Origin of the sequence: Paractinoplanes durhamensis, from assembly GCF_016862175.1 — a bacterium.
GTDB classification, from domain to species: Bacteria; Actinomycetota; Actinomycetes; order Mycobacteriales; family Micromonosporaceae; genus Actinoplanes; species Actinoplanes durhamensis.
This window is the reverse complement of the sequence record NZ_BOML01000046.1, coordinates 69695-90745: the sequence shown is the minus strand read 5'-3', so window position 1 is coordinate 90745 and position 21051 is coordinate 69695. Positions and strand designations below refer to the sequence as shown.

Annotated in this window: 21 protein-coding genes; 15 read left to right on the top strand and 6 right to left on the bottom strand. The window is 70.8% G+C overall.

Annotated elements, in window-relative coordinates; translation table 11 throughout:
• Positions 1–32: 32 nt before the first annotated feature.
• Positions 33–449 (top strand): DUF4395 domain-containing protein, encoded by a 417-nt coding sequence (locus Adu01nite_RS28915; RefSeq protein ID WP_203731251.1) that lies wholly within the window; start codon positions 33–35, stop codon positions 447–449.
• Here the strand turns inward: Adu01nite_RS28915 and Adu01nite_RS28910 are convergent.
• Entirely contained in the window at positions 446–1114 is a 669-nt protein-coding gene (locus Adu01nite_RS28910) for a response regulator transcription factor (RefSeq protein ID WP_020512124.1), read from the bottom strand. The genes Adu01nite_RS28915 and Adu01nite_RS28910 overlap by 4 nt on opposite strands.
• A 7-nt stretch (positions 1115–1121) precedes the next feature.
• Positions 1122–2819, bottom strand: a complete 1698-nt coding sequence (locus tag Adu01nite_RS28905) for a sensor histidine kinase (protein WP_203731250.1) — start codon at positions 2817–2819, stop codon at positions 1122–1124.
• Positions 2820–2900: 81 nt separating this feature from the next.
• On the opposite strand from Adu01nite_RS28905, the gene Adu01nite_RS28900 reads away from it, so the two are divergent.
• Genes Adu01nite_RS28900 through Adu01nite_RS28875 form a run of 6 tightly spaced genes read left to right on the top strand, consistent with a single transcriptional unit; the run spans position 2901 to position 8373 of the window.
• Positions 2901–3353, top strand: coding sequence for an SRPBCC family protein (locus Adu01nite_RS28900; protein WP_203731248.1), 453 nt, complete (start codon positions 2901–2903; stop codon positions 3351–3353).
• 16 nt (positions 3354–3369) lie between these two features.
• Positions 3370–4587 carry a hypothetical protein gene (locus tag Adu01nite_RS28895; RefSeq protein WP_203731275.1) on the top strand — a complete coding sequence of 406 codons (1218 nt, stop codon included), beginning with the start codon at positions 3370–3372 and terminating at the stop codon, positions 4585–4587.
• 22 nt (positions 4588–4609) lie between these two features.
• On the top strand, positions 4610–5560 hold the full coding sequence (locus Adu01nite_RS28890; RefSeq protein ID WP_203731246.1) for an ROK family glucokinase: 951 nt from the start codon (positions 4610–4612) through the stop codon (positions 5558–5560).
• Positions 5561–5562: 2 nt separating this feature from the next.
• Positions 5563–6240 carry an endonuclease/exonuclease/phosphatase family protein gene (locus Adu01nite_RS28885; RefSeq protein ID WP_203731244.1) on the top strand — a complete coding sequence of 226 codons (678 nt, stop codon included), beginning with the start codon at positions 5563–5565 and terminating at the stop codon, positions 6238–6240.
• Between the two features lie 25 nt (positions 6241–6265).
• A complete protein-coding gene (locus tag Adu01nite_RS28880) occupies positions 6266–7609 on the top strand; it encodes a flavin-containing monooxygenase (protein ID WP_203731242.1) in 1344 nt (447 codons plus the stop codon).
• Positions 7606–8373, top strand: coding sequence for an alpha/beta hydrolase (locus Adu01nite_RS28875; protein WP_203731240.1), 768 nt, complete (start codon positions 7606–7608; stop codon positions 8371–8373). The genes Adu01nite_RS28880 and Adu01nite_RS28875 overlap by 4 nt, the downstream gene beginning before the upstream one ends.
• Here the strand turns inward: Adu01nite_RS28875 and Adu01nite_RS28870 are convergent.
• Together Adu01nite_RS28870 and Adu01nite_RS28865 are read right to left on the bottom strand one after the other, a co-directional pair.
• The gene (locus tag Adu01nite_RS28870) at positions 8356–9795 is read right to left on the bottom strand and encodes an alpha,alpha-trehalose-phosphate synthase (UDP-forming) (RefSeq protein ID WP_203731238.1); all 1440 of its coding nucleotides are present in this window, start codon (positions 9793–9795) and stop codon (positions 8356–8358) included. The genes Adu01nite_RS28875 and Adu01nite_RS28870 overlap by 18 nt on opposite strands.
• A gap of 98 nt (positions 9796–9893) precedes the next feature.
• Complete coding sequence (locus Adu01nite_RS28865) at positions 9894–10721, bottom strand: DUF308 domain-containing protein (RefSeq protein WP_203731236.1); 828 nt, start codon at positions 10719–10721, stop codon at positions 9894–9896.
• A gap of 159 nt (positions 10722–10880) precedes the next feature.
• On the opposite strand from Adu01nite_RS28865, the gene Adu01nite_RS28860 reads away from it, so the two are divergent.
• Positions 10881–11609, top strand: a complete 729-nt coding sequence (locus Adu01nite_RS28860; RefSeq protein WP_203731269.1) for a lysophospholipid acyltransferase family protein — start codon at positions 10881–10883, stop codon at positions 11607–11609.
• Here the strand turns inward: Adu01nite_RS28860 and Adu01nite_RS28855 are convergent.
• A complete protein-coding gene (locus Adu01nite_RS28855; RefSeq protein WP_203731234.1) occupies positions 11560–12252 on the bottom strand; it encodes a Crp/Fnr family transcriptional regulator in 693 nt (230 codons plus the stop codon). The genes Adu01nite_RS28860 and Adu01nite_RS28855 overlap by 50 nt on opposite strands.
• A gap of 282 nt (positions 12253–12534) precedes the next feature.
• Between Adu01nite_RS28855 and Adu01nite_RS28850 the strand changes: the two genes are divergently transcribed.
• From Adu01nite_RS28850 to proC, 4 genes are all read left to right on the top strand, one after another.
• Positions 12535–13434, top strand: a complete 900-nt coding sequence (locus tag Adu01nite_RS28850; RefSeq protein ID WP_239132767.1) for a phosphotransferase enzyme family protein — start codon at positions 12535–12537, stop codon at positions 13432–13434.
• 68 nt (positions 13435–13502) lie between these two features.
• Entirely contained in the window at positions 13503–14009 is a 507-nt protein-coding gene (locus tag Adu01nite_RS28845; RefSeq protein ID WP_203731267.1) for a polyadenylate-specific 3'-exoribonuclease AS, read from the top strand.
• 189 nt (positions 14010–14198) lie between these two features.
• Positions 14199–15227, top strand: a complete 1029-nt coding sequence (locus Adu01nite_RS28840; RefSeq protein ID WP_203731230.1) for a 6-phosphofructokinase — start codon at positions 14199–14201, stop codon at positions 15225–15227.
• A 77-nt stretch (positions 15228–15304) separates the two neighbouring features.
• Positions 15305–16132, top strand: a complete 828-nt coding sequence (gene proC / locus Adu01nite_RS28835; RefSeq protein ID WP_203731228.1) for a pyrroline-5-carboxylate reductase — start codon at positions 15305–15307, stop codon at positions 16130–16132.
• On the opposite strand, the gene Adu01nite_RS28830 is transcribed toward proC, so the two are convergent.
• The gene (locus Adu01nite_RS28830) at positions 16119–16796 is read right to left on the bottom strand and encodes a DUF429 domain-containing protein (protein ID WP_203731226.1); all 678 of its coding nucleotides are present in this window, start codon (positions 16794–16796) and stop codon (positions 16119–16121) included. The genes proC and Adu01nite_RS28830 overlap by 14 nt on opposite strands.
• Before the next feature lie 243 nt (positions 16797–17039).
• Here Adu01nite_RS28830 and Adu01nite_RS28825 point away from each other — a divergent pair, with 243 nt between their 5' ends.
• From Adu01nite_RS28825 to Adu01nite_RS28815, 3 genes are all read left to right on the top strand, one after another.
• Positions 17040–18521 (top strand): glycosyl hydrolase family 18 protein, encoded by a 1482-nt coding sequence (locus Adu01nite_RS28825; protein WP_203731224.1) that lies wholly within the window; start codon positions 17040–17042, stop codon positions 18519–18521.
• Positions 18522–18608: 87 nt separating this feature from the next.
• Positions 18609–20015: a class II 3-deoxy-7-phosphoheptulonate synthase gene (locus Adu01nite_RS28820; RefSeq protein WP_203731223.1), complete on the top strand. Its 1407-nt coding sequence runs from the start codon at positions 18609–18611 to the stop codon at positions 20013–20015.
• Positions 20008–21036 carry a threonine aldolase family protein gene (locus Adu01nite_RS28815; RefSeq protein ID WP_203731221.1) on the top strand — a complete coding sequence of 343 codons (1029 nt, stop codon included), beginning with the start codon at positions 20008–20010 and terminating at the stop codon, positions 21034–21036. Before Adu01nite_RS28820 ends, Adu01nite_RS28815 begins: the two co-directional genes overlap by 8 nt.
• Positions 21037–21051 lie beyond the last annotated feature (15 nt).

Below are 21051 nucleotides of genomic sequence, written 5' to 3'. Positions count from 1 at the left end.
GCTTGCCGGGAAAAACAGCGAGGCTTCGAGTCATGGAACTCGACCCCCGCGGGCAGCGCGTCGCCGCGGCATTGACCAGCGCCGTCATCATCCTGGTGCTGGCGACCGGCTCGGGCTGGCTCGCGCTGGCCCAGGCCGTCGTCTTCGCGATCACGGCCCTCGATCCCCGCAAGGGACCCTACGCGTACCTCTATCGCCTTCTGATCCTGCCGCGCCTCGGCCCGCCGGTCGAGCGAGAGCCCGCAGCGCCCGTCCGTTTCGCCCAGAGTGTCGGTTTTACCTTCCTCGCCGTGAGCGCGGCCGGTTACCTCACCGGGCTGACCACGCTGGGCGTGGTGGCGGCCGCGTTCGGTCTGCTTGCGGCATTCCTGAACGCGGCCTTCGGGCTCTGCCTGGGCTGCGAGGCGTACTTGGCTCTCCGGCGGCTCACCACCGCCCGGAGCGCCTAGAACTTCGGAGCGTCGGGGGCCTCGAGGAGGCCCAGGCGCAGCGCGGTCATCAGGGCCTGGGCCCGGTTGGCCGCGCCGAGCTTCTCGTAGAGCTTCGAGATGTGCGTCTTGGCCGTCGACTCCGAGACGAACAGCTGCTTGGCGATGCCGGCCACGCTCATGCCGTCGGCGAGCAGGCGAAGCACCTGGCCCTCGCGCGGGGAGAGCTGCGGGCCGGACGGCGCGAGCCGGCGCTTCATGGCCTCGGCCAGGTCGGCGGCGGTGAACGCGCTCGGCGCCGAGGCGGCGTGCCGGGCGGCGGCCACGACCTCGTCGGCCGGGGCGGTCTTCGGCACGAACGCGCTGGCGCCGGCCTCGAGCGCACCGAACAGCTGGTCGTCACCCGCATACATGGTGAGGACGACGATGCCCATGTTGGCGTTGTTCTTCCGCAGGGCCTTGGTGGCCTCGAGGCCGCTGCCGTCGGGCAGGCGCAGGTCCATGATCACGACGTCGGGCTGCAGCGCCCCGGCCTGGCGGACGGCCTCGGCGGCCGTGGCCGCCTCGCCCACGACCTCGAACTGACGGTCGCGCTCGAATGCGTGTCGCAGCCCCTTACGAATCAGATCGTGATCGTCGACAAGGAGGACCTTGGTGCGCGTGGTCGGCGCAGGACTGGTCGACATGCTCGGGTTACTCCCCTTCTGGAGCGGAAACGCTATCCCGCACGCTATCGCGCCGCCCCGACGATCCGAGCACTACGGCCACGGTTGTCCCGCTGGGGTGTCGCGGCGTGATCTTCAATCGGCCCCGGATCCGTTCCGCCCGTTCGGCCATGATGGTCAGACCGTAACGACCGTCCGGGCGGTCGTCGGCGAACCCCTTGCCGTCGTCGGAGACCTCGATCTCCGCATAAGGTGGGTCTACCGTACAGGTAACCCACAGATTAGAGGCACCTGCGTGTTTCCGCGCGTTGGTGATCGCCTCCTGGGCGATGCGCAACAGCTCGGCTTCGGTCGCGGCGGGTAGCCGGGCCGTCGATTCGTCGAACGTGAAGTGCACCCGCAGGCCGGCCGAGGTGCCGAGAGTCCGTGCGTACTCGGCGATCGCGGCGGCCAGGCCGCCGTTGCGGTCCACCTCGGAACGCAGCTCGAACAGGCTCAGCCGCAGCTCGGTGATGACCCGGGTGACCTCGTTGCGCAGGGCCTGCAGCTCCTGGGCGGTCTCCTCGGCACCCTCCGGCAGGGTCGCCTGCGCGTTGTCGATGCCGTAGCCGACCATCACGAGCTCCTGCGCGACGCCGTCGTGGATCTCCCGGGCGAGCCGCTGACGTTCCTCATTGGTGGCCAGCGACCGCACGTCGTCGAAGAGCAGAGCGGCTTCCAGCCGGATCGCGGCCGGCTCGGTCACCCCGGTCACATCGAAGACAATTGACGAGGGGTACGCGCTGGACACATCCGCTTCGAGGATCACCAGGCCGATCGTGCGGACCCCGGCGACCAGCGGGACGACCAGCGACGAGACCTCGCCGCGGCGGTGCGAGCGGGCCTGCGACCGGCTGGCGGTCTGCGGCTGCTGGGTGGCCCAGGCCTCGGCGATGGCCGAGTCGGAGTCGAGCGTCGTCTCCCAGTCGACCCGCTCGGCGCCGGTCTGGGCGAGCACCACGAGCCGGCCGCCGCCGCTGGTGGAGAGCACCGCGGCGCGATCGCCGGGGGCGACCAGGCGCAGCTCCTCGAGGAGGTGCTCGGAGATGCCGCCCGGGTCCAGAGTGGCGCCCGGCAGCGAGCGGGCCACGCTCCGCAGCTGGGTGAGCAGGCGGGTGGCTTCCGCGTACGGCTGGGGAGTGGGTTCGGCGGGTTGCATCAGTTGTCGCATTGTATCGGCCGCGAAGGTGACGATCGCGCCCAGAACGAGCCACTGTCCCCCCGCGGCGAGGAAGCCGGGCTGGGTGATCGGGCTGTCCGCGCTCGAGTGGCCGATCAGCGTGCCGCCCGCGACCAGCGACACCGCGGCGACGCCGAGCAGGGCGGCGCCCTCGGTGGGCCGCCGGCGCAGCGCCGCGGTGAGCAGCGGGACGGCGAGGTAGGGGAGCACCGCCTCGGCGCCGAACCCCGCGTCCACTGTGCCGGTCAGGTCGGCGGCGGCGGCGATCGAACCGGCCGCGAGCCCGGTGATGGCGACCTCGGCGACCCGGCCCAGCGGACCGAAGACCCGATGGTCCGGAGCGAGGAACGCGGGGAGGGCGGCCACCACCAGCAGGGCGATCCAGCGCAGCTGCGCGGGCTCCTGGGTGGCGATCAGCGTCAGGGCCGCGACCAGCGCGAGCATGATGATGCGGGCGGCCACCGCGAGCGGCTGGACGCGCGCGGAAACATTGGCTAGCACCGGCACCTGACGGATGGTAGCCGTAGTGGGCCGGAACGGCTCGGCCCGGTCATCGGGATTGTCGTACCGACGGGGTAGCCTCCGTGCATGGCGGATACCTCGACGCAGTCGATCCAGGTTCTCGCGCCCGTCGACCGTGTGGCCGCGGTGATCTGCGACTTCCCGCGCTACCCCGAGTGGGTCGATGCGCTGAAGCGGATCGAGGTCATCGAGGAGTACGAGGACGGTTATGCGGCCCGGGTCCGGTGGGTGATCGACGCCGGGGTGATGGCCGACGAATACACCCTCGAGTACGCGTATGCCGAGGATGTCAGCCGCATCGAGTGGCATCTGGTCGAGCCGTCCAAGACGCAGAAGTCGCAGCAGGGCTCCTACGACCTGACCGACAACGGCGACGACACCACCACGGTGACCTACACGCTCGAGGTGGAGCTCTCCATCGGCATGCTGGGCATGTTCCGCCGCAAGGCCGAAAAGATGATCATGGACACGGCGTTGAAGCAGCTCAAGCGCCGGGTCGAGAGCCTGCCGGCGAGCTGAGCGGGAGGTTCGGGGGATGACGGCGTCGGCACGGGAGGAAGCGGAGCGGCTGGTCGCGACGATGATCGCGATGGCGGCGAGCGGCGGCCTGGGTGCCGCGGCGAGAGCTTCGGGCGATTCTTCCGGTACGCGGGACGCGGTAACCGCCGGATTGGGCGCTATCGCCGACTCGGTCCAGGGGATCGTGAGCCGCATCGCGGGTGGCGGCGGCGAGCCCAGTAGCGGCGAGCCCAGTAGCGGCGAGCCCAGTAGCGGCGAGCCCAGTAGCGGCGAGCCCAGTGGCGGCGAGCGCGGCAGCGGAGAGCACAGCTGGTCGACGGGCAGCGCCGAGTGCTGTGTCTGCCCGGTCTGCCGGGCGATCGCCGCGGTCCGCGACCCGAGCCCCGAGACGGCCGCCCGCCTGGCCACCGGCGTCGGCGACCTGGCCACCGGCGTGGCGAGCATGATGCGCGCCCTGTCGTCGCTGGCCGGCGACCGCCCGAAGCCCCCGCCGCCGACCCCGTCCCCGGCCGATCAGAGCGACCAGCGCGATCAGGGCGACCCGGACGAGACGTGGGCGTTCGCCACCCGCAAGAGCGTGCAGCGCGACGAGGGCGACCGCGACGCGAATGAGAGCGAGACGAGCGAGGCCGCGCCCGACCCCGCCTTCTGGCCGGATGACGGCTTTGCCGCCGACGACGGTTTCGTGGCGGCCAAGCGCGCCGCGACGTGGCCCGCCCGTGCCCCGGGCGCTGCGCCGGCTCCGGCTGCCGGTCGTCCGCCGGCGCCGGGCTTCGCGGGCGATCCGTGGGCCGCGGCATCGGCGGCGAGCGCGGCCGAGAGCGCCGAGGCGGAGGCCGAGCGCCTGCGCGCCCGCCGCGCTGCCGACGCGGCCCGGCGCAAGGCAGCGAAGGAGGCCCGGGAGGCAGCCGCCGAGGCGGCCCGCCGGGTTGCCGAGGCAGCAGCGCTGGCAACCGCGGCGAAGGCGGAAGCGGGCGCGGCCGAACAGTCCGCCGATGTCGGGAATGCCGGGGCAACCTCGCGGAGCGCGGAGACGGGGGACACGGAAGCCGGGGCGCGGCGCTCCGCCCGTACACCTCAAAGGTTTGATGTGTGGGCTGCGGCCACCGCGGATGCGGGTGTTGGCGACGTGGCGCGACCCACCGCGGTGGATCATGATGTTCCGGGTGCCGCGGCGCCCGGCGAGCGCGACGGCGCGGCGGGCGATGAAGCCCCCGGCGACGGCGCGAAGTAAGCGGGTAGCAGAGGAGCAAAGCGTGACGCTGACCATCGGAGTCGACGTCGGCGGCACGAAGGTGGCCGGTGGTGTGGTCGACGAGCACGGCACGGTGCTGGCGTCCAACCGCCGTGACACCCCGGCCGAGGACCCGGCCGGCACCCGGGACACGATCGTCGAGGTGGCTTGCGAGCTGGCGGCTCAGTACCCGCAGGCCACCGCGATCGGGATCGGCGCGGCCGCCTGGATCGACGCGGCCGGGTCGACCGTGCTGTTCGCTCCCAACCTGGCGTGGCGGGACGAGCCGCTGCGGGACTACGTGACCAAGGCGGTCGGCCTGCCGACCGTGCTGGAGAACGACGCGAACGTGGCCGCCTGGGCCGAGTTCCGGTTCGGGGTCGCCAAGCACGCCGACGACTCGATGGTGATGATCACCGTGGGGACCGGGATCGGCGGTGGCATCGTGCTGAACGGCAAGCTGTGGCGCGGCGCCAACGGCATCGCCGGCGAGCTCGGCCACATCCAGTCGGTGCCGGACGGCCATCCGTGCGGGTGCGGCCGGCTGGGCTGCCTGGAGCAGTACGCGAGCGGCAACGCCCTGGTCCGGTTCGCCCGGGCCGGTGCCCGCCAGGAGCCGGAGCGGGCGGCCAAGCTGCTCGCGCTGGCCGGCGGCGACCCACTGGCGATCACCGGGCGGCAGATCACCGCGGCGGCCCACGACGGCGACGGCGTGGCCCGGGACGCGTTCGCGCAGATCGGCTACTGGCTCGGGGTGGCGATGGCCGACCTGGCGCAGAGCTTCGACCCGCAGATCCTGGTGGTCGGCGGCGGCGTGATCGACGCCGGTGACCTGCTCATGGTGCCGACTCAAAACACGTATCGCGACCAGCTGAAACAGCGCGACCGCTTCCCGGTCGCCGAGGTGGTGGCGGCCGAGACCGGCAACACGGCCGGCGTGGTCGGCGCCGCCGACCTGGCCCGGAGCGCCTGACCATGACCGGGGTGCCGCTGCGGGTTCTCAGCTACAACGTGCACGGCCTGAAGGACGACCGGGCCGCCCTGGTCACGTTGGTCCGTGAGCTCGCCCCGGACGTTCTGGTGGTGCAGGAGGCGCCGCGCCGCTTCCTCTGGCAGCACCGGTGCGCGGCGCTGGCCAACGACACCGGCATGGTGATGGGCGCCGGCGGCCTGCCGGCGCTGGGCAACCTGCTGCTGGTCAACCTGCGGGTCCGGGTGCACGAGACCTGGTGCATGCGGTTCCCGCTGACCCCGGGCCGGCACCTGCGCGGCGCCGCGTTCCTGCGCGGCTCGGTGCGCGGCGGCCAGTTCACCGTGTCCGGTTCGCACCTGGCCACCGACCCGGCCGAGCGGCCCGCCCAGGCGGCGCTCTGGAAGGAGGCCCTCGACCGGGTCGAGGGCCCGGTGATCGCGGCCGCCGACCTCAACGAGGGGCCGGGCGGCGGGGCCTGGCGGACGGTCGAGGACGGCCTGGTGTCGTCGTCGGCGGGCAGCTTCACCTACCCGGCGACGCTGCCGGCCCGGCTGATCGACGGCCTGTTCGTGACCCCGGACATCACCGTCGATCGCTACGAGGTGGTCGAGTCCGACCTGGCCCGCCAGGCGAGTGATCATCTTCCGGTTCTGGCGGACCTTTTGCTCCCTTCCTCCTAGCCCGCGGATCTGGCAGTATCGCCGCGTGCACGACACTCCGGACATCGCCGACCGTCGGGACGCGGTCTGCGTCATCGGGGCCGGGGCCAGCGGACTTGCCACGATCAAGAACCTTCGCGAGCACGGTTTCGCGGTCGACTGCTACGAGCGCGAGACCTCGGTGGGCGGCGCGTGGAACTGGCGGCACGATCGCAGCCCGGTCTACGCGAACACCCACCTGATCTCGTCCCGCCCGCTCACCGAGTTCCCCGACTTCCCGATGCCGGACAGCTGGCCCGACTATCCGCACCACAGCCAGGTTCTGTCCTACCTGGAGCGGTATGCGAAGCACTTCGGGCTGGGCGAGCACATCTGGTTCGGCACCGAGGTGGTGTCGGCGGTGCCGGTCGGCGACGGCCGCTGGGACGTGACCACCCGGTCCACCGGCGGCGGTTCGTCCCGGGTGCAGCGCTACGCGGCGCTGATCGCCGCGAACGGGCACAACTGGTCGCCCGCCAAGCCGGACATCCCCGGGGATTTCCGGGGCACGGTGATCCACTCGGCGCAGTACAAGGACCCGGCCCAGCTGCGGAACCGCAAGGTGCTGGTGATCGGCGGCGGCAACACCGGCTGCGACATCGCGGTCGAGGCCGCCCAGCAGGCGACCACGGTCTGGCACTCGACCCGCCGCGGCTACTGGTACGCCCCCAAGTACATTTTCGGTCGCCCCGCCGACCAGGTGAACGACGGCCTGCTCAAGTGGCGGGTGCCGCTCAAGCTGCGGCAGTGGCTCTACCGCCGCACCCTCGCGCTGACCACCGGCGACCTGACCCGTTACGGCCTGCCGGAGCCCGACCACAAGCCGTACGAGAGCCACCCGATCGTCAACAGCCAGCTGCCCTATTACCTCGGCCACGGCCGGATCAAGGCGGTGCCGGATGTGGCCCGCTTCGCCGGCGGGCAGGTCGAGCTGGCCGACGGCCGCCGCATCGACCCCGACCTGGTGATCACCGCGACCGGCTACGCCCCGCGGTTCGAGTTCCTGGCCCCCGACCTGATCGACACCGAGCCGGACGGCCGCCCCGACCTGCACCTGCACTCGTTCGCCCGCAAGCACCCCACGCTCGCCGTGGTCGGCCTGCTGCAGCCGGACGCCGGGTTGCTGCCGCTCGCGCACTGGCAGAGCGTCGCGGTGGCCCGCTGGCTGCAGCTGCGCCGGGAGGACCCGGAGCGGGCCGCGGCCGTGCAGCAGAAGGAGTCGGCCCGGCCGATCCCGAGCTGGTCCAAACGCCGGGTGGTGGCCAGTCGCCGGCACTGGTTCGAGGTCGACCACCTCGCCTACCTGAAGGCGATGGACGAGCTGCTGCGCGAGATGGAGCCGGCCAAGTGAGCCACGACCTGCTGCGTTTCGACGACTGGACGTCGCCGGTCCCGCCGGTCGAGCGGGAGGTGCTGTCCCGCCTGGTCGAGGGGGAGGACGAGCACGAGCACCCGCCGCTGCTGTTCGTCACCGGGCCCGGCGTGGGCGCCTGGGCGTTCGCCGAGCACTGGCTCGCGCATACGGCCGGCCGCGGTTTCCCGGCGCACGCGCTGACCCCGCGCGAAGGCGGTGACCTGCGCGCTCACGTGCACGACGTGGTGCAGACGGCGGCGTCGCTGCCCCGGCAGGCGGTGCTGATCGGGCACGGCGTGGGGGCGCTGGTGGTGTCGCGGGCGCTCGGCCGCTATCCGGCCCGGGCGGCGGTGCTGGTCGCGCCGGCGATGGACCGCTGGGCCACCTTCGGTGCGGCGATCAAGACCAATCCTTTGGGTACGCTGCGGGGCCGCCCCCGCCTGAACCGCAAGCAACTGTTCAGCGCGTCGCTGCCGGCCGAGGAGGCCGACGCGTACCTGGCCAGGATGACCTTCGCCCACCGCCTGGCGTTCCCGAAGCAGGTGCCGAGCCCGGTGGGTAAGCCGCCGGTGCTGGTGGTGGGCTCGCCGGACGACCGGGTGGTGCCGCGCAAGTCGCTGGACCGGGTGGCCGCCCACTACGGCGGTGCCCCGCTGCTGTTCCCCGGCATGGGCCACGCCCTGATGCTGGACGCCGGCTGGGCGGAGCCGATCGACGCGACCCTGGACTGGCTGACGAAAGAGTTAACTGCGGCGAGCTGAGGCTTCCCGCTGCCGGGGCAGGTGGCGGGCCAGCTGGCCGGTGTGGTCGAGGGCGGTCAGGTAGGCGCGGGCCCACGCGTGGATGTCGTTCTCGGTGATGTGCGCGCGCATCGCCGACATCCGCCGGGACAGGTCGGCCGGTGCGGCGTCCAGCGCCTGCAGCAGCGTCTCCTTCAACCCGTCCACATCGTGCGGGTTGACCTGGAACGCGTCCTCCAGCTCGTTGGCCGCCCCGGCGAACTCGCTGAGCACCAGCGCCCCGGTGTCGTCGGCGCGGGCCGCCACATACTCCTTAGCGACCAGGTTCATCCCGTCGCGCAGCGGGGTCACCACCATGACGTCGGCGGTCTGGTAGAGCGCGGCCAGGTCGGCCCGGTCGAACGGCTGGTTCAGGTAGTGGATGGCCGGCTCGCCGACCCGCCCGTACTCCCCGTTGATCCGGCCGACCTCGCGCTCGATCCGGTCCTTGAGGCCGCGGTAGCTCTCCACCCGTTCCCGGCTCGGCACCGCCACCTGCACCATCACCGTGTCGCGCACCTTGACCCGCCCGTCGCGCAGCAGCTCGCTGTACGCCGTGAGACGGTGCTCGATGCCCTTCGTGTAATCGAGCCGGTCGACGCTGAGCAGCACCCTCTTGTGCGGGCCGAGATCGTGCCGGAGCTGCCGGGCCTGATTCAGAACGTACGGCCGGGCGGACAGCGCCTCCATCTCGGTCACGTCGATCGACACCGGGAACGCGCCGGTGCGCACCACCCGCCCGTCCACCAGGATCGCGTCGTCGGCGCCCTTCGCGCCGAGCAGCTTGCCGGCCAGCTGGGCCACGTTGTGCGCGGCCTGCGGGCGCTGGAAGCCGACCAGGTCGGCGCCGAGCATCCCGCGCAGCAGCTCGACCCGGCGGGGGAGCTGCATGAACAGCTCGGGCGGCGGGAACGGCACGTGCATGAAGAAGCCGATCAGCAGGTCGGGCCGCAGCTCGCGGAGCAACTGCGGGACCAGCTGCAGGTGGTAGTCCTGGATCCAGACGGCGGCGCCGGGCTCGGCCACCTCGGCGGCGGCCTCGGCGAACCGGCGGTTGACCGTCCGGTAGGTCTCCCACCAGCCGCGGTCGAAGACCGGGGTCTCGACCGCGTCGTGGTAGAGCGGCCACAGTGTCGAGTTGGCGAAGCCCTCGTAGTAGCCGCGCAGCTCGTCCTCGGTCAGGGCGACCGGGCGCAGCCGCAGCGTGCCGATGTCGGCGAGGGCGGGCGCCGGACCGACCCCGCCACCCCAGCCCACCCAGGTGGCGGGGGTGCTTTCCAGGATCGCGTGCAGGGCGCTGGCCAGCCCTCCAGGGCTTCGCCGCCACTCACAGGCCCCGTCCGGGGCGACGTTGTCGTCGAGCGGGAGACGGTTCGCGACCACGACCAACGAGCTCTGGCGCATCACCGAAGGTTACTAGAGCCCCACCAAAGCGCTACACAGATAGTGGTCAATTCCACCGCTCGGGCAGGAATCAGACTCGGACCAAGCGTTTTGGGAGGCTAGACCACTGCGCCGTCGTCGTAGTCGTCCTCCTCGTCGTCGCCCGAGCGCAGGCGCCAGACGAGCATGACCGCGCCGGAGACGATCGCGGCGAAGCCGAGCAGGGTCACGTAGTCCTGCGCGATCGGCAGGATGCCGGGGAAGAGGAAGAGCACGAAGCCGACGGTGACGCCGAGCAGGCCCATCACCGCGTACTTCGAGATGCGCGGCAGCGGCGGGGGCGGCGGCGGGACGTACCGCTCGTCTTCCTCGTCGTCGTCCTCGGCCAGGTCGGCGCCGAACGTGTCGAGCCCGTCGAGCAGCGACGGCTCGGGCTTCTGGTCGGTGCGCCGGCGGCCGTAGGTGACACCGTCGGCGGCCGGGGGGGCGGACGGCTCCCGGGTCGGCTCGGCCGGCAGGTCCTCGGTCGTGGGCCAGGGCGCGGCGGTCGGATCGACCGCGGTGTGGAACCCGGCCACGATCTTGGCCCACTCGGCCTCGACCTCGGACTCGGCGAGACCCTTCGACCCGGAAGGCTCGGCGACGACGGTGGGGTCGGCCGGTGGGGTCGGCAGTTCGCCGCCGGTCACCTGGTGCAGGTGCGCCCGGGCGACGTCGAGGTGCGCGCGGTCCACGTAGAGCCGATCCGTCGGCCGGGCCGGCAGGGTCGTGGCGCGCAGAATCGGATTGAGGTCGGCCGTGGGCTGGAGGTACGCCGCGATACCGACTGCCTGAAGTACGTCGAGAAGGTGCTCACCGACGCGCGGATCGACGTCGCCGGCTACCGCGTAGTCAGCCGCGTCGATCCCGTTGTCCCGCCGCCCGCGGCGGGCGCCACCCGCTGTCACCCTTTACACTCCCTCGCCGACCGTGCCTTGAATGGTGACACGCCAAGTGCCGGTTGCGGGAGTGCGTTGTGCGCGCGCCGTCCCGCTTCGTACGCTTCCCTCTGCGACCGGGCAAGCCGTCTGCCGGAAATGAGCCGGGTCGTCCCGGAAAGGACCCTCGTGTTCTATTGGCTGCTGAAGTACGTGGTTCTCGGGCCGCTGCTGCGTGTCCTGTTCCGCCCCGACGTGCGCGGCCGGGAGAATGTGCCCGATTCCGGACCGGTGATCCTGGCCTGCAACCACCTCTCGTTCTCCGACTCGATCTTCACACCGTTGATGGTCGGGCGCAGGGTGACGTTCGTCGCCAAGGCCGAATACTTCACCGGCAAGGGCCTCAAAGGCCGGCTGATGCGCCAGTTCTTCCTCTCGACCGGGACGATCCCGGTGGACCGTTCGGGCGGCCGGGCCGCCCAGGCGGCTCTGGACACCCTGCTGCGGGTGCTGCGTGAGGGTGGCATCGCCGGCATCTACCCGGAGGGCACCCGCTCGCCGGACGGCCGTCTCTACCGTGGAAAGACCGGCGTGGCGCGGCTGGCGCTGGAGAGCGGCGCGAAGGTGGTGCCGGTGGCGCTGCTGAACACCGACGAGATCCAGCCGACCGGCACCTTCGTCCCGACGATCAAGCGGGTCCGGATGCGGTTCGGCCACCCGCTCGACTTCTCCCGCTACGCGGACGCGCAGGGGGACCGCTTCGTCGAGCGGGCGATCACCGACGAGATCATGTACGAGCTGATGGTGCTCAGCGGCCGTGACTACGTCGACGTGTATGCCAGCAGCTTGAAGACCTCTATCGAGGCTCCTACCCCACAGCCATCCCCGCGCGGCGCCGTAGAGCCTGAAGGTCGGTGACCACGATCCGGCGGCCCTCGGTGCGCAACCAGCCGCGGCTGGCGAACGAGCCGATCGCCTGGTTCACGCTCTGCCGGGAGCCGCCGGCCATCTCGGCCAGCTGACTCTGGTTGAGCTCTATCGTGATCATCGGCGCCTGGCTCTCGCCGGCCAGCCGGACCAGCGTCTTGGCGACCCGCCCGGGCAGGTCGAGGAAGACGTGGTCGGTGTTCTGCTCGGTCAGCCGCCGGATCAGTGCACCCACCGACCGCATCACCGCGTCCAGGATGCGCGGGTTGGAGTGCACGAGATCCATGAACGCCGCCCGCGACAGGGTGAGCGCCTGGGAGTCCTCGATGGCCTCGGCCGAGGTGCTGCGGGTCGACGCGTCCAGAAGGGACACCTCGCCCAGCACGTCCGGCGGGCGGACCACGGTGAGGACCGCGCGCTCCCCGGTCGGGGCGGTACGGAAGATCGCGACGGCGCCGCGCTTCAAAATGATCAGCGACTCGCCGGGATCGTGCTCGACGAAAAGGATCTGACCTTTGCGATAGTTGCGTGGAACTGCAGTGGCGATGACCCGCTGCCGAACGTCCGGCTCCAGGCCGGCGAACATCTCCACGCCGGCGAGCGCGTCGCCGGAATCCGGCAAACGATGGTCCACGGCGCTATCCCTCCCCCGGTGGGGACCGCGTCGACGACCCCCGGCCGGCGTCGGCCCCTCGACGCGAACGATCACTAATAGCACGAAGCAACCCCCCAGCGCCATTTCTCTTGGACAAGACTTGCGCAAGAGACACACGCGGGCGGGCCGCCAGGGCCTCGTACGATCATGTCGCGCTCGTCGCTATCTGTAAACCTCTCGATAGCCGGGCGTGACTATCACTCATCCACCGTCGGCCACTCTGTCCGTCGGATTCGCGGCTCGCGCGGCGATAATCCGGCCGTGCCGGACGATGAGCCTTCCCCCTCCACCCCCCGTCCCTCCACCCAAGATCTCGCCACCGAAGTTCTCTCCACTTTGCGCGATCAATGGCATCTGCAGCCCAGCGAGATCGTCGCGTTGCCCGACCAGCTGCACTCCCGGGGCTGGGAGGTGACGGCCGGGCCGGGCCGCTACATCTGCCGGCTCGCCGAGCCGGGCGCCCGCCAGCCGGTCGAGGCCGGTCTGATCGCCGCCGAGCATCTGCGGGTGCGCGACATCGAGGCCGGTGAACCCGTGCGCACCCTCGCCGGTGGACTCACCGCGCAGACCCGGGCCGGGTCGCTGGCCCTGCTGCGCCGGGTGCCCGGCCGGCGGTTGAACGGCGGCGACCCGATCGATCAGCAGTGGTGGGGGGACCGGCTGGGGGTCGTACACAAGGCTCTGCAGCATTTTCACCACCCGGGCCTGCGCCCCTGGCAGCCGCTCGACCCCGCCGCGGCGCATCTCTCCGCGGAGCCCTGGCTCCGCGGTGCCGTCGCCGACGCGGTCGGCGCGGCCACCCGGCTCACCGTCACCGACCGATTGACGTACGGGGTGTTGCACGGTGACCCCAGCCCGGCGAGTTTCGTGGTCGACCCGGGCACCGGGCGGGCCGGACTGCTCGACTGCGGCGCCAGCGGGGTCGGTCCGCTGGTCTACGACGTGGCCGCCGCGGTCGGCTACGCGGGCGGCGCCGACCGGGCCACCGACCTGATCGACGGGTACGTGGCGGCCGGCCCGGTCCGCCGCGACGAGCTGGAGGCGGCGCTGCCGGTGCTGATGCGGCTGCGGATGGCGGTGTTCGCCGACCGGGCCGCCCGCCGGGGCGACGAACGGAGGCTGCACTGCGCCCGGGAGGCCCTGGAGTCGAACCTCGGTTGACGATCGGCAAGGATGTTCGAGGAATTGAGTCTTAAGTCCGTCCAAGGGCGGTGGAGGGGCGGCGGATGGTGGCATACCGCTACTTTTATGACTGCGAGTTCATCGAGGACGGCCGGACGGTCGACCTGGTGTCGATCGGGGTCGTCGACGAGTTCGGGCGCGAGTTCTACGCGATCAGCACCGAGTTCGACGACACCAAGGCGATTCCCTGGGTCCGCCGCAACGTCCTCGACAAGCTCCCGTCCCCGGCCGACAAGGCGTGGCGCTCCCGCGAGCGCATCCGCGACGACCTCTACGCGTTCCTGATGGAGCCCATACGTGGAGGCGATGACAGGAGGGGCGGCGGCGACCAGATGGAGCTCTGGGCCTGGTACGCGGCCTACGACCATGTGGCGCTGGCGCAGCTGTGGGGGGCGATGCCGGCCCTGCCCCGGGAGATCCCGCGCTTCACCAAGGACCTGCGCCAGCTCTGGGACGACCTGGACCGGCCGCACCTGCCGAGCATGGCCGGGCGGCACGACGCGCTGGTCGACGCCAAGCACAACCTGGCGCGCTGGCACGCGATGAAGCCCTGAGGTCAACTCCGCCCGAACGCGCGGTTACGTGTCTACGCTGATGACGGGGCGCTTACGCTCGCGTTTCCGGCTGGGACTAAAGTTCCGTCCGCGGCCCGCCCCGGGCCGGCAACGCTGCCGAGCATCAGCTTCCTGGGGCTTGACGGGCTATCTCAATCTCGCAACCCGATCAGGGAGGACGAGCAAATCATGCGTATCGGCGTGCTCACCGGCGGCGGCGACTGCCCCGGTCTCAACGCGGTGATCCGGGCGGTGGTCCGCAAGGGCGTCGCCGCGTACGGTCACGAGTTCGTCGGATTCCGCGACGGCTGGAAGGGCCCGCTCGAGGGCCTGACGAAGCCGCTCGGCATCGCGGAGGTCCGCGGCATCCTGCCGCGCGGCGGCACCATCCTGGGCTCCTCGCGCACCAACCCCTTCAAGATCGAGGGTGGCGTCGACCGGATCAAGGCCAACCTGGCCGAGCAGGGCGTGGACGCGCTCGTGGCGATCGGCGGCGAGGACACCCTCGGTGTCGCGACCAAGCTGAACGATCTGGGCGTCAACGTTGTCGGCGTGCCGAAGACTATCGACAACGACCTCAACGCCACCGACTACACCTTCGGGTTCGACACCGCGGTGAACATCGCCATGGAGGCGATCGACCGGCTGCACACCACCGCCGAGTCGCACCACCGCACCCTGGTCGTCGAGGTCATGGGCCGGCACGCCGGCTGGATCGCGCTGCACGCCGGCCTCGCCGGTGGCGCCAACGTCATCCTGCTGCCGGAGCGCAACTTCGACGTGGAGCAGGTCGCCACCTACGTGACCAAGCGCTTCCAGGTCGAGTACGCGCCGATCGTCGTGGTCGCCGAGGGCGCGCAGCCGCTCGAGGGCCAGATGGTCACGCACAACCAGGAGCTCGACTCGTTCGGCCACGTCCGCCTGGGCGGCATCGGCCAGTGGCTGGCCGAGCAGCTGGAGGAGAAGACCGGCAAGGAGGCCCGTACGGTCGTCCTCGGTCACATCCAGCGCGGTGGTACGCCGACCGCGTTCGACCGGGTCCTCGCGACCCGCTTCGGGCTGCAGGCGATTGACGCCGTCCACGAGGGTGACTTCGGTAAGATGATGGCGCTGCGGGGCACCGACATCGTCCGCGTGCCGCTGATCGAGGGCACCGGCGAGCTGAAGACGGTTCCGCTCTCCCGCTACGAAGAGGCTGAGGTCTTCTTCGGTAGTTGATCTTTTTAAAAGGGGGGCCGGCCGCGAGGTCGCCCCTCTTTTTTTTTGGCATCAGGGTTCGCGTCAGGAAGGGTTCCATGACCAAGCACAGTGTCGCCGTGATCGGCGCGGGCAAGCTCGGCGAGCTGGTCCTCTCCGGACTGCTGCGCTCCGGCTGGCCGGCCGGTGAGCTGCTGGCCACCACCCGCCGTCCCGAGCGCGCGGCCGAGCTGGCCGAGCGCTACGGCATCCGACCTGTGCTCAACCTGACCGCCGTCACCCAGGCCGACGTGCTGCTGATCGCGGTCAAGCCGCAGGACGCGGCGAAGCTGCTCGACGACTTCGGGATGAAGGTGCCGCCGGGCAAGCTGGTCGTGTCGCTGTGTGCCGGCCTGCCGACGAGCTTCTTCGCCGAGCGGCTGCCCGGCGGCATCCCGGTGGTGCGGGTGATGACCAACACCCCGGCGCTGGTCGACGAGGCGATGACGGTGATCTCCCCGGGGCCGTACGCGACCGAGGAGCACCTGTCACTCACCGAGGAGATCTTCAAGCCGGTCGGCCGGACCATGCGGGTGCCCGAGTCGCAGCAGGACGCGGTGACCGCGCTGTCCGGCTCCGGCCCGGCCTACTTCTACCTGCTGGTCGAGGCCATGATCGACGCGGGCATCCTGCTCGGGCTGCCGCGCCAGGTCGCGCACGAGCTGATCGTGCAGACCGCGATCGGCTCGGCCACCATGCTGCGCGACTCCGGCGAGCACCCGGTGAAGCTGCGCGAGGCGGTCACCTCGCCGGCCGGCACCACCATCTCGGCGATCCGCGAGCTGGAAAATCACGGCGTCCGCGCGGCCTTCCTGTCCGCGCTGGAGGCCGCCCGCGACCGCGCGGCCGAGATCGCGACGCAGATGGCCACCGTCAATACCAAATAGCTATCTTCGAACCGTTGTTCTCCTCGGGTGGCGAGGGATGGCTCAGCGCCGTCCCGGTCGCCATCCGGTGCGCCGACCAGGCGACCGCCGCCGCGTCCAGGATGTCGTCGGGCGGGGCCTGGCCGGCCGGGCCGATCTGGTCGGGCAGCACGATGCCGTTGCGGGCGAGCAGCTCCCGGCGCCTTGCCTGACCGGCCCAGGTCTTCTTGGCGTACGCAATCGGTTCGCCCGCCATCGTGCGGAACGAGACCTCGGGGTGCGCCTCGAAGAGCAGGCCCGGATGCCGCTCCCAGATCGCGTTGGCCTCGAGCAGCTTGGGCCGCAGGGCCCAGGACTGCCGGCTGAGGCCGGCCCCGGTGAGCTCCCGGCAGAGCCGGTTGGCGGCCGAGAAGTCGGCCTCCATCCAGACCTGGCGGGGCGGCACCCGGAAGATGCTGCCGCGGCGCGGGCCGAGCTGGTCGGCGGCGAGGGTGTCGGCGGCCCGCCACTTGTCGGGCAGCATGCCGAGCGGGATGTCGACACCGATGACGGCGGCGCCGGAGCTGTTCGCGACGATCTCGTAGAGCGAGGCGGCTAGCACGGCCCGGCCGAAAGCACCGTCGCGCAGCTCGACACCCACCCATCCGAGCGCGTACGCGTCGACGCCGATGACGTGAATGCTCATCGGCCGCTCAACGCAGGGCCACCGGTCCGGCCATCGATGCCGTCGAAGATGGTCATGACGGCAGACTACGCGCTGTGCCCGTTCATGTGCACCCCGTACATCTCGGGCTCCGGAAGTTAAGACCGTGCTTAATCCAGGTCACCCATCTTGACGATTGTGAATACCTGTGACTACCGTCTCCCTCACTCAGCTTTTTGGAAAGTTTCCTAACGGTTGATTCCCCGTCGGTTGCAAGGAGACGAAGTGCAGAAATCCCTCCGCCGCGCTCTCTGGGCCGGGCTGATCGTGGTGGCGACGACCGCCACGGTTCCCGTCGTCCAGGCGTCAGCCGCGACGGCCTGTGCCCCCGCCTGGTCCTCCACCGCCGTGTACGTCAAGGACAACGCCGCTTCCCAGAACGGCCACAACTACACCGCCAAGTGGTGGACTCAGAACGAGTCGCCCGCCACGCACAGCGGACAGTGGGACGTCTGGATCGACAACGGCACCTGTGGCGGCACCACCACCCCCACCACGCCCCCCACCACGGCCCCGACCACCACCCCCACCACGGCGCCGACCACCACCCCGCCGACGACGTCGCCCACCACGTCGCCGACCTCGGGAACGAGCGGCAAGAACGTCGTCGGCTACTTCGCCGAGTGGGGCGTCTACGGCCGCAACTACCACGTCAAGAACCTGGTGACCTCGGGCTCCGCCGCCAAGCTGACGCACATCCTGTACGCGTTCGGCAACACCACCGGCGGCGCCTGCTCGATCGGTGACTCGTACGCCGACTACGACCGGGCCTACACCTCGGCCGAGAGCGTCGACGGCGTCGCCGACACCTGGGACGCCGGCGCGCTGCGCGGCTCGTTCAACCAGCTGCGCAAGCTCAAGAAGCAGTACCCGAACATCAAGGTGATCTGGTCGTTCGGCGGCTGGACCTGGTCCGGTGGCTTCACCCAGGCCGCGGCGAACCCGACCAACTTCGCCAACTCCTGCTACAACCTGGTCAAGGACTCCCGCTGGTCCGATGTCTTCGACGGCATCGACATCGACTGGGAGTACCCGAACGCCTGTGGCCTGTCCTGCGACGCCAGCGGCCCGGCCGCGTACAACAACGTGATCTCCGCGCTGCGTACCAAGTTCGGCTCGTCCTTCCTGATCACCTCGGCGATCTCGGCGGACGGCTCGAACGGCGGCAAGCTCGACGTGGCCGACTACGCGTCCGGCATCGCGAAGCTGAACCTGGTCTTCCCGATGACCTACGACTACTTCGGCGCGTTCGCCCCGCAGGGCCCGACCGCCCCGCACTCGCCGCTCACCTCGTACACCGGCATCCCGACCGCCGGCTTCTACTCGGACGCGGCGATCCAGAAGCTGAAGAGCAAGGGCGTACCGGCCAGCAAGATCCTGCTCGGCATCGGCTTCTACGGCCGCGGCTGGACCGGGGTCACCCAGTCGGCACCCGGCGGCTCGGCCTCCGGTGCGGCGCCCGGCACCTACGAGGCGGGCATCGAGGACTACAAGGTCCTCAAGAGCAGCTGCCCGGCCACCGGCACGGTCGGCGGCACCGCCTACGCCTACTGCGGCAGCAACTGGTGGAGCTACGACACCCCGTCGACCGTCGCCGGAAAGATGACCTACGTGAAGAACCAGGGTCTCGGCGGCGCCTTCTTCTGGGAGTTCTCCGGCGACACCAGCAACGGCGAGCTGATCACCTCCATCAAGAACAACCTCTAGGCCGTACGCGCAACAAACTCATCTCCTCAGGTGAGAGGCGGGGCACCGGGCGAAAGTCCGGTGCCCCGCTTTCGTAGGCTTGGTGGCATGCGCCGTGAGTGGCACCAGCTGAGCTACCCGGGGGTCGGTAACCCGGCCTTCCAGACCTCCCGTCCGTCCACCGACTCCGCCGAGGACGAAGCCCTCGGCCTCGACCGGTGGCGTTCGCTGCCCCGGGTGCAGATGCCGCCATGGGCGGACATGGATGAGGTCGCCTCGGTCTGCAAGGTGCTCGACAACGTCCCGTCCATCGTCGCGCCCTACGAGGTCGACCAGCTGCGGGTCAAGCTCGCCGAGGTGTGCGAGGGCCGGGCGTTCCTGCTCCAGGGCGGTGACTGCGCCGAGACGTTCGACGCCAACACCGAGAGCCACCTGCTCGCCAACGCCCGCACGCTGCTGCAGATGGCGGTCGTGCTCACCTACGGCGCGTCGATGCCGGTGGTCAAGGTGGCCCGGGTCGCGGGGCAGTACACGAAGCCCCGTTCCGCGCCGACCGACTCGCTCGGCCTCCCCGCCTACCGCGGCGACCTGATCAACTCCCTGGAGCCGGACGAGAAGGCCCGGGTCGCCGACCCGCAGCGGATGATCCGGGCGTACGCGAACTCGGCCGCCGCGATGAACATGCTCCGGGCGTACCTTTCGGGTGGTCTTGCCGACCTGAACGGGCTGCACAGCTGGAACAAGGACTTCGTCCGGGACTCCGCGGCCGGCGAGCGCTACGAGGCGATCGCCCGCGAGATCGACCGCGCGCTCGACTTCATCCGCGCCTGCGGCATGACCGACAACGAAGCCTTGCGTACGGTCAGCCTGTACTGCTCGCACGAGGCGCTCGCGCTGGAGTACGACCGGGCGCTCACCCGGGTCAGCGACCGTAAGGCGTACGGCCTGAGCGGGCACTTCCTCTGGGTGGGGGAGCGCACCCGGCAGCTCGACCACGCGCACATCGACTTCATCAGCCGGATCGCCAACCCGATCGGCGTGAAGCTCGGCCCCGGCACCTCCCCGGAGACCGCGATCGAGCTGTGCGAGAAGCTCAACCCGGACAACATCCCCGGCCGGCTCACCCTGATCAGCCGGATGGGCAACGGCAAGGTCCGCGACGCGCTTCCCCCGATCGTGGAGAAGGTGACCGCGACCGGCGCCAAGGTCGTCTGGCAGTGCGACCCGATGCACGGCAACACGCACGAGTCGTCCAACGGCTACAAGACCCGGCACTTCGACCGGATCGTCGACGAGGTGCTCGGCTACTTCGAGGTGCACCGCGGGCTCGGCACCCACCCGGGCGGCATCCACATCGAGCTGACCGGCGAGGACGTCACCGAGTGCCTGGGCGGCGCGCAGGGCATCGAGGACCTCGACCTGCCGGACCGCTACGAGACGGCCTGCGACCCGCGCCTGAACACGCAGCAGAGCCTCGAACTCGCCTTCCTGGTGGCGGAGATGCTCCGTGGTTGATCTGCGTTCCGACACGGTCACTCGCCCGTCGATCGCGATGCGCCGGGCGATGGCCGAGGCGATCGTCGGCGACGACGTCTTCGGCGACGACCCCACGGTCAACGCGCTCGAAGCCCGGGTGGCCACGATGTTCGGGCACGAGGCGGCGCTGTTCGCGCCGTCCGGCACGATGGCCAACCAGATCGCCCTGCAGCTCGTGGTGCCGCCGGGCGGCGAACTGCTGGCCGGCGGTGACGCGCACGTGCTGGTCTACGAGATGGGCGCGGCCGCGGTGGCCGGCGGGATCTCGTCGCGCACGTGGGGCTCGGTCGGGGCCGACCTCGACCCGGCGCAGATCGCCGCGATGGTCCGCAAGCCGGGCGGCTACACGGTGGCGACCCGGGCGATCGCCGTCGAGCAGACCCACAACCTGGGCGGCGGCGGAGTCGTCCCGCTACCGACGCTGCAGGCCTTGCGCGACATCGCGGACACCGACGAGATCGCCCTGCACTGCGACGGTGCGCGCATCTGGCACGCGCACGTCGCCGACGGGGTTCCGCTCGACGCGTACGGCCGGCTCTTCGACACCCTCTCGGTATGCCTGTCCAAGGGGCTGGGCGCGCCGGTCGGCTCGCTCGTCGTCGGCAGCGCCGACCGCATCGCGCGGGCGCGGATCATCCGCAAGCGGATGGGCGGTGGCATGCGGCAGGCCGGCATCCTCGCCGCTGCCGCCGACTACGCGCTCACCCACAACCTCACCCGGCTCGCCGAGGACCACGAGCGCGCCCAGCGGGTGGCGGTGGCCCTCGCCAAGTACGGCGTGGTCGACCCCACCCAGGTCCGGACGAACCTGATCCTGATCGACCTGAGCACCACGAAGCTGGACGCCGCCGGGTTCGTCGCCCGGGCCGCGGCCAAGGACGTCCACCTCGCCGCGATGCTGCCGCACCTGGCCCGCATCGTGGTCCACCTGGACATCGACGACAGCGCCCTCGATCAGGCAATCACGGTGCTGACCGCCATCCTTTCCGAAAATGCCTAGTCTCGCCGAGGAGGC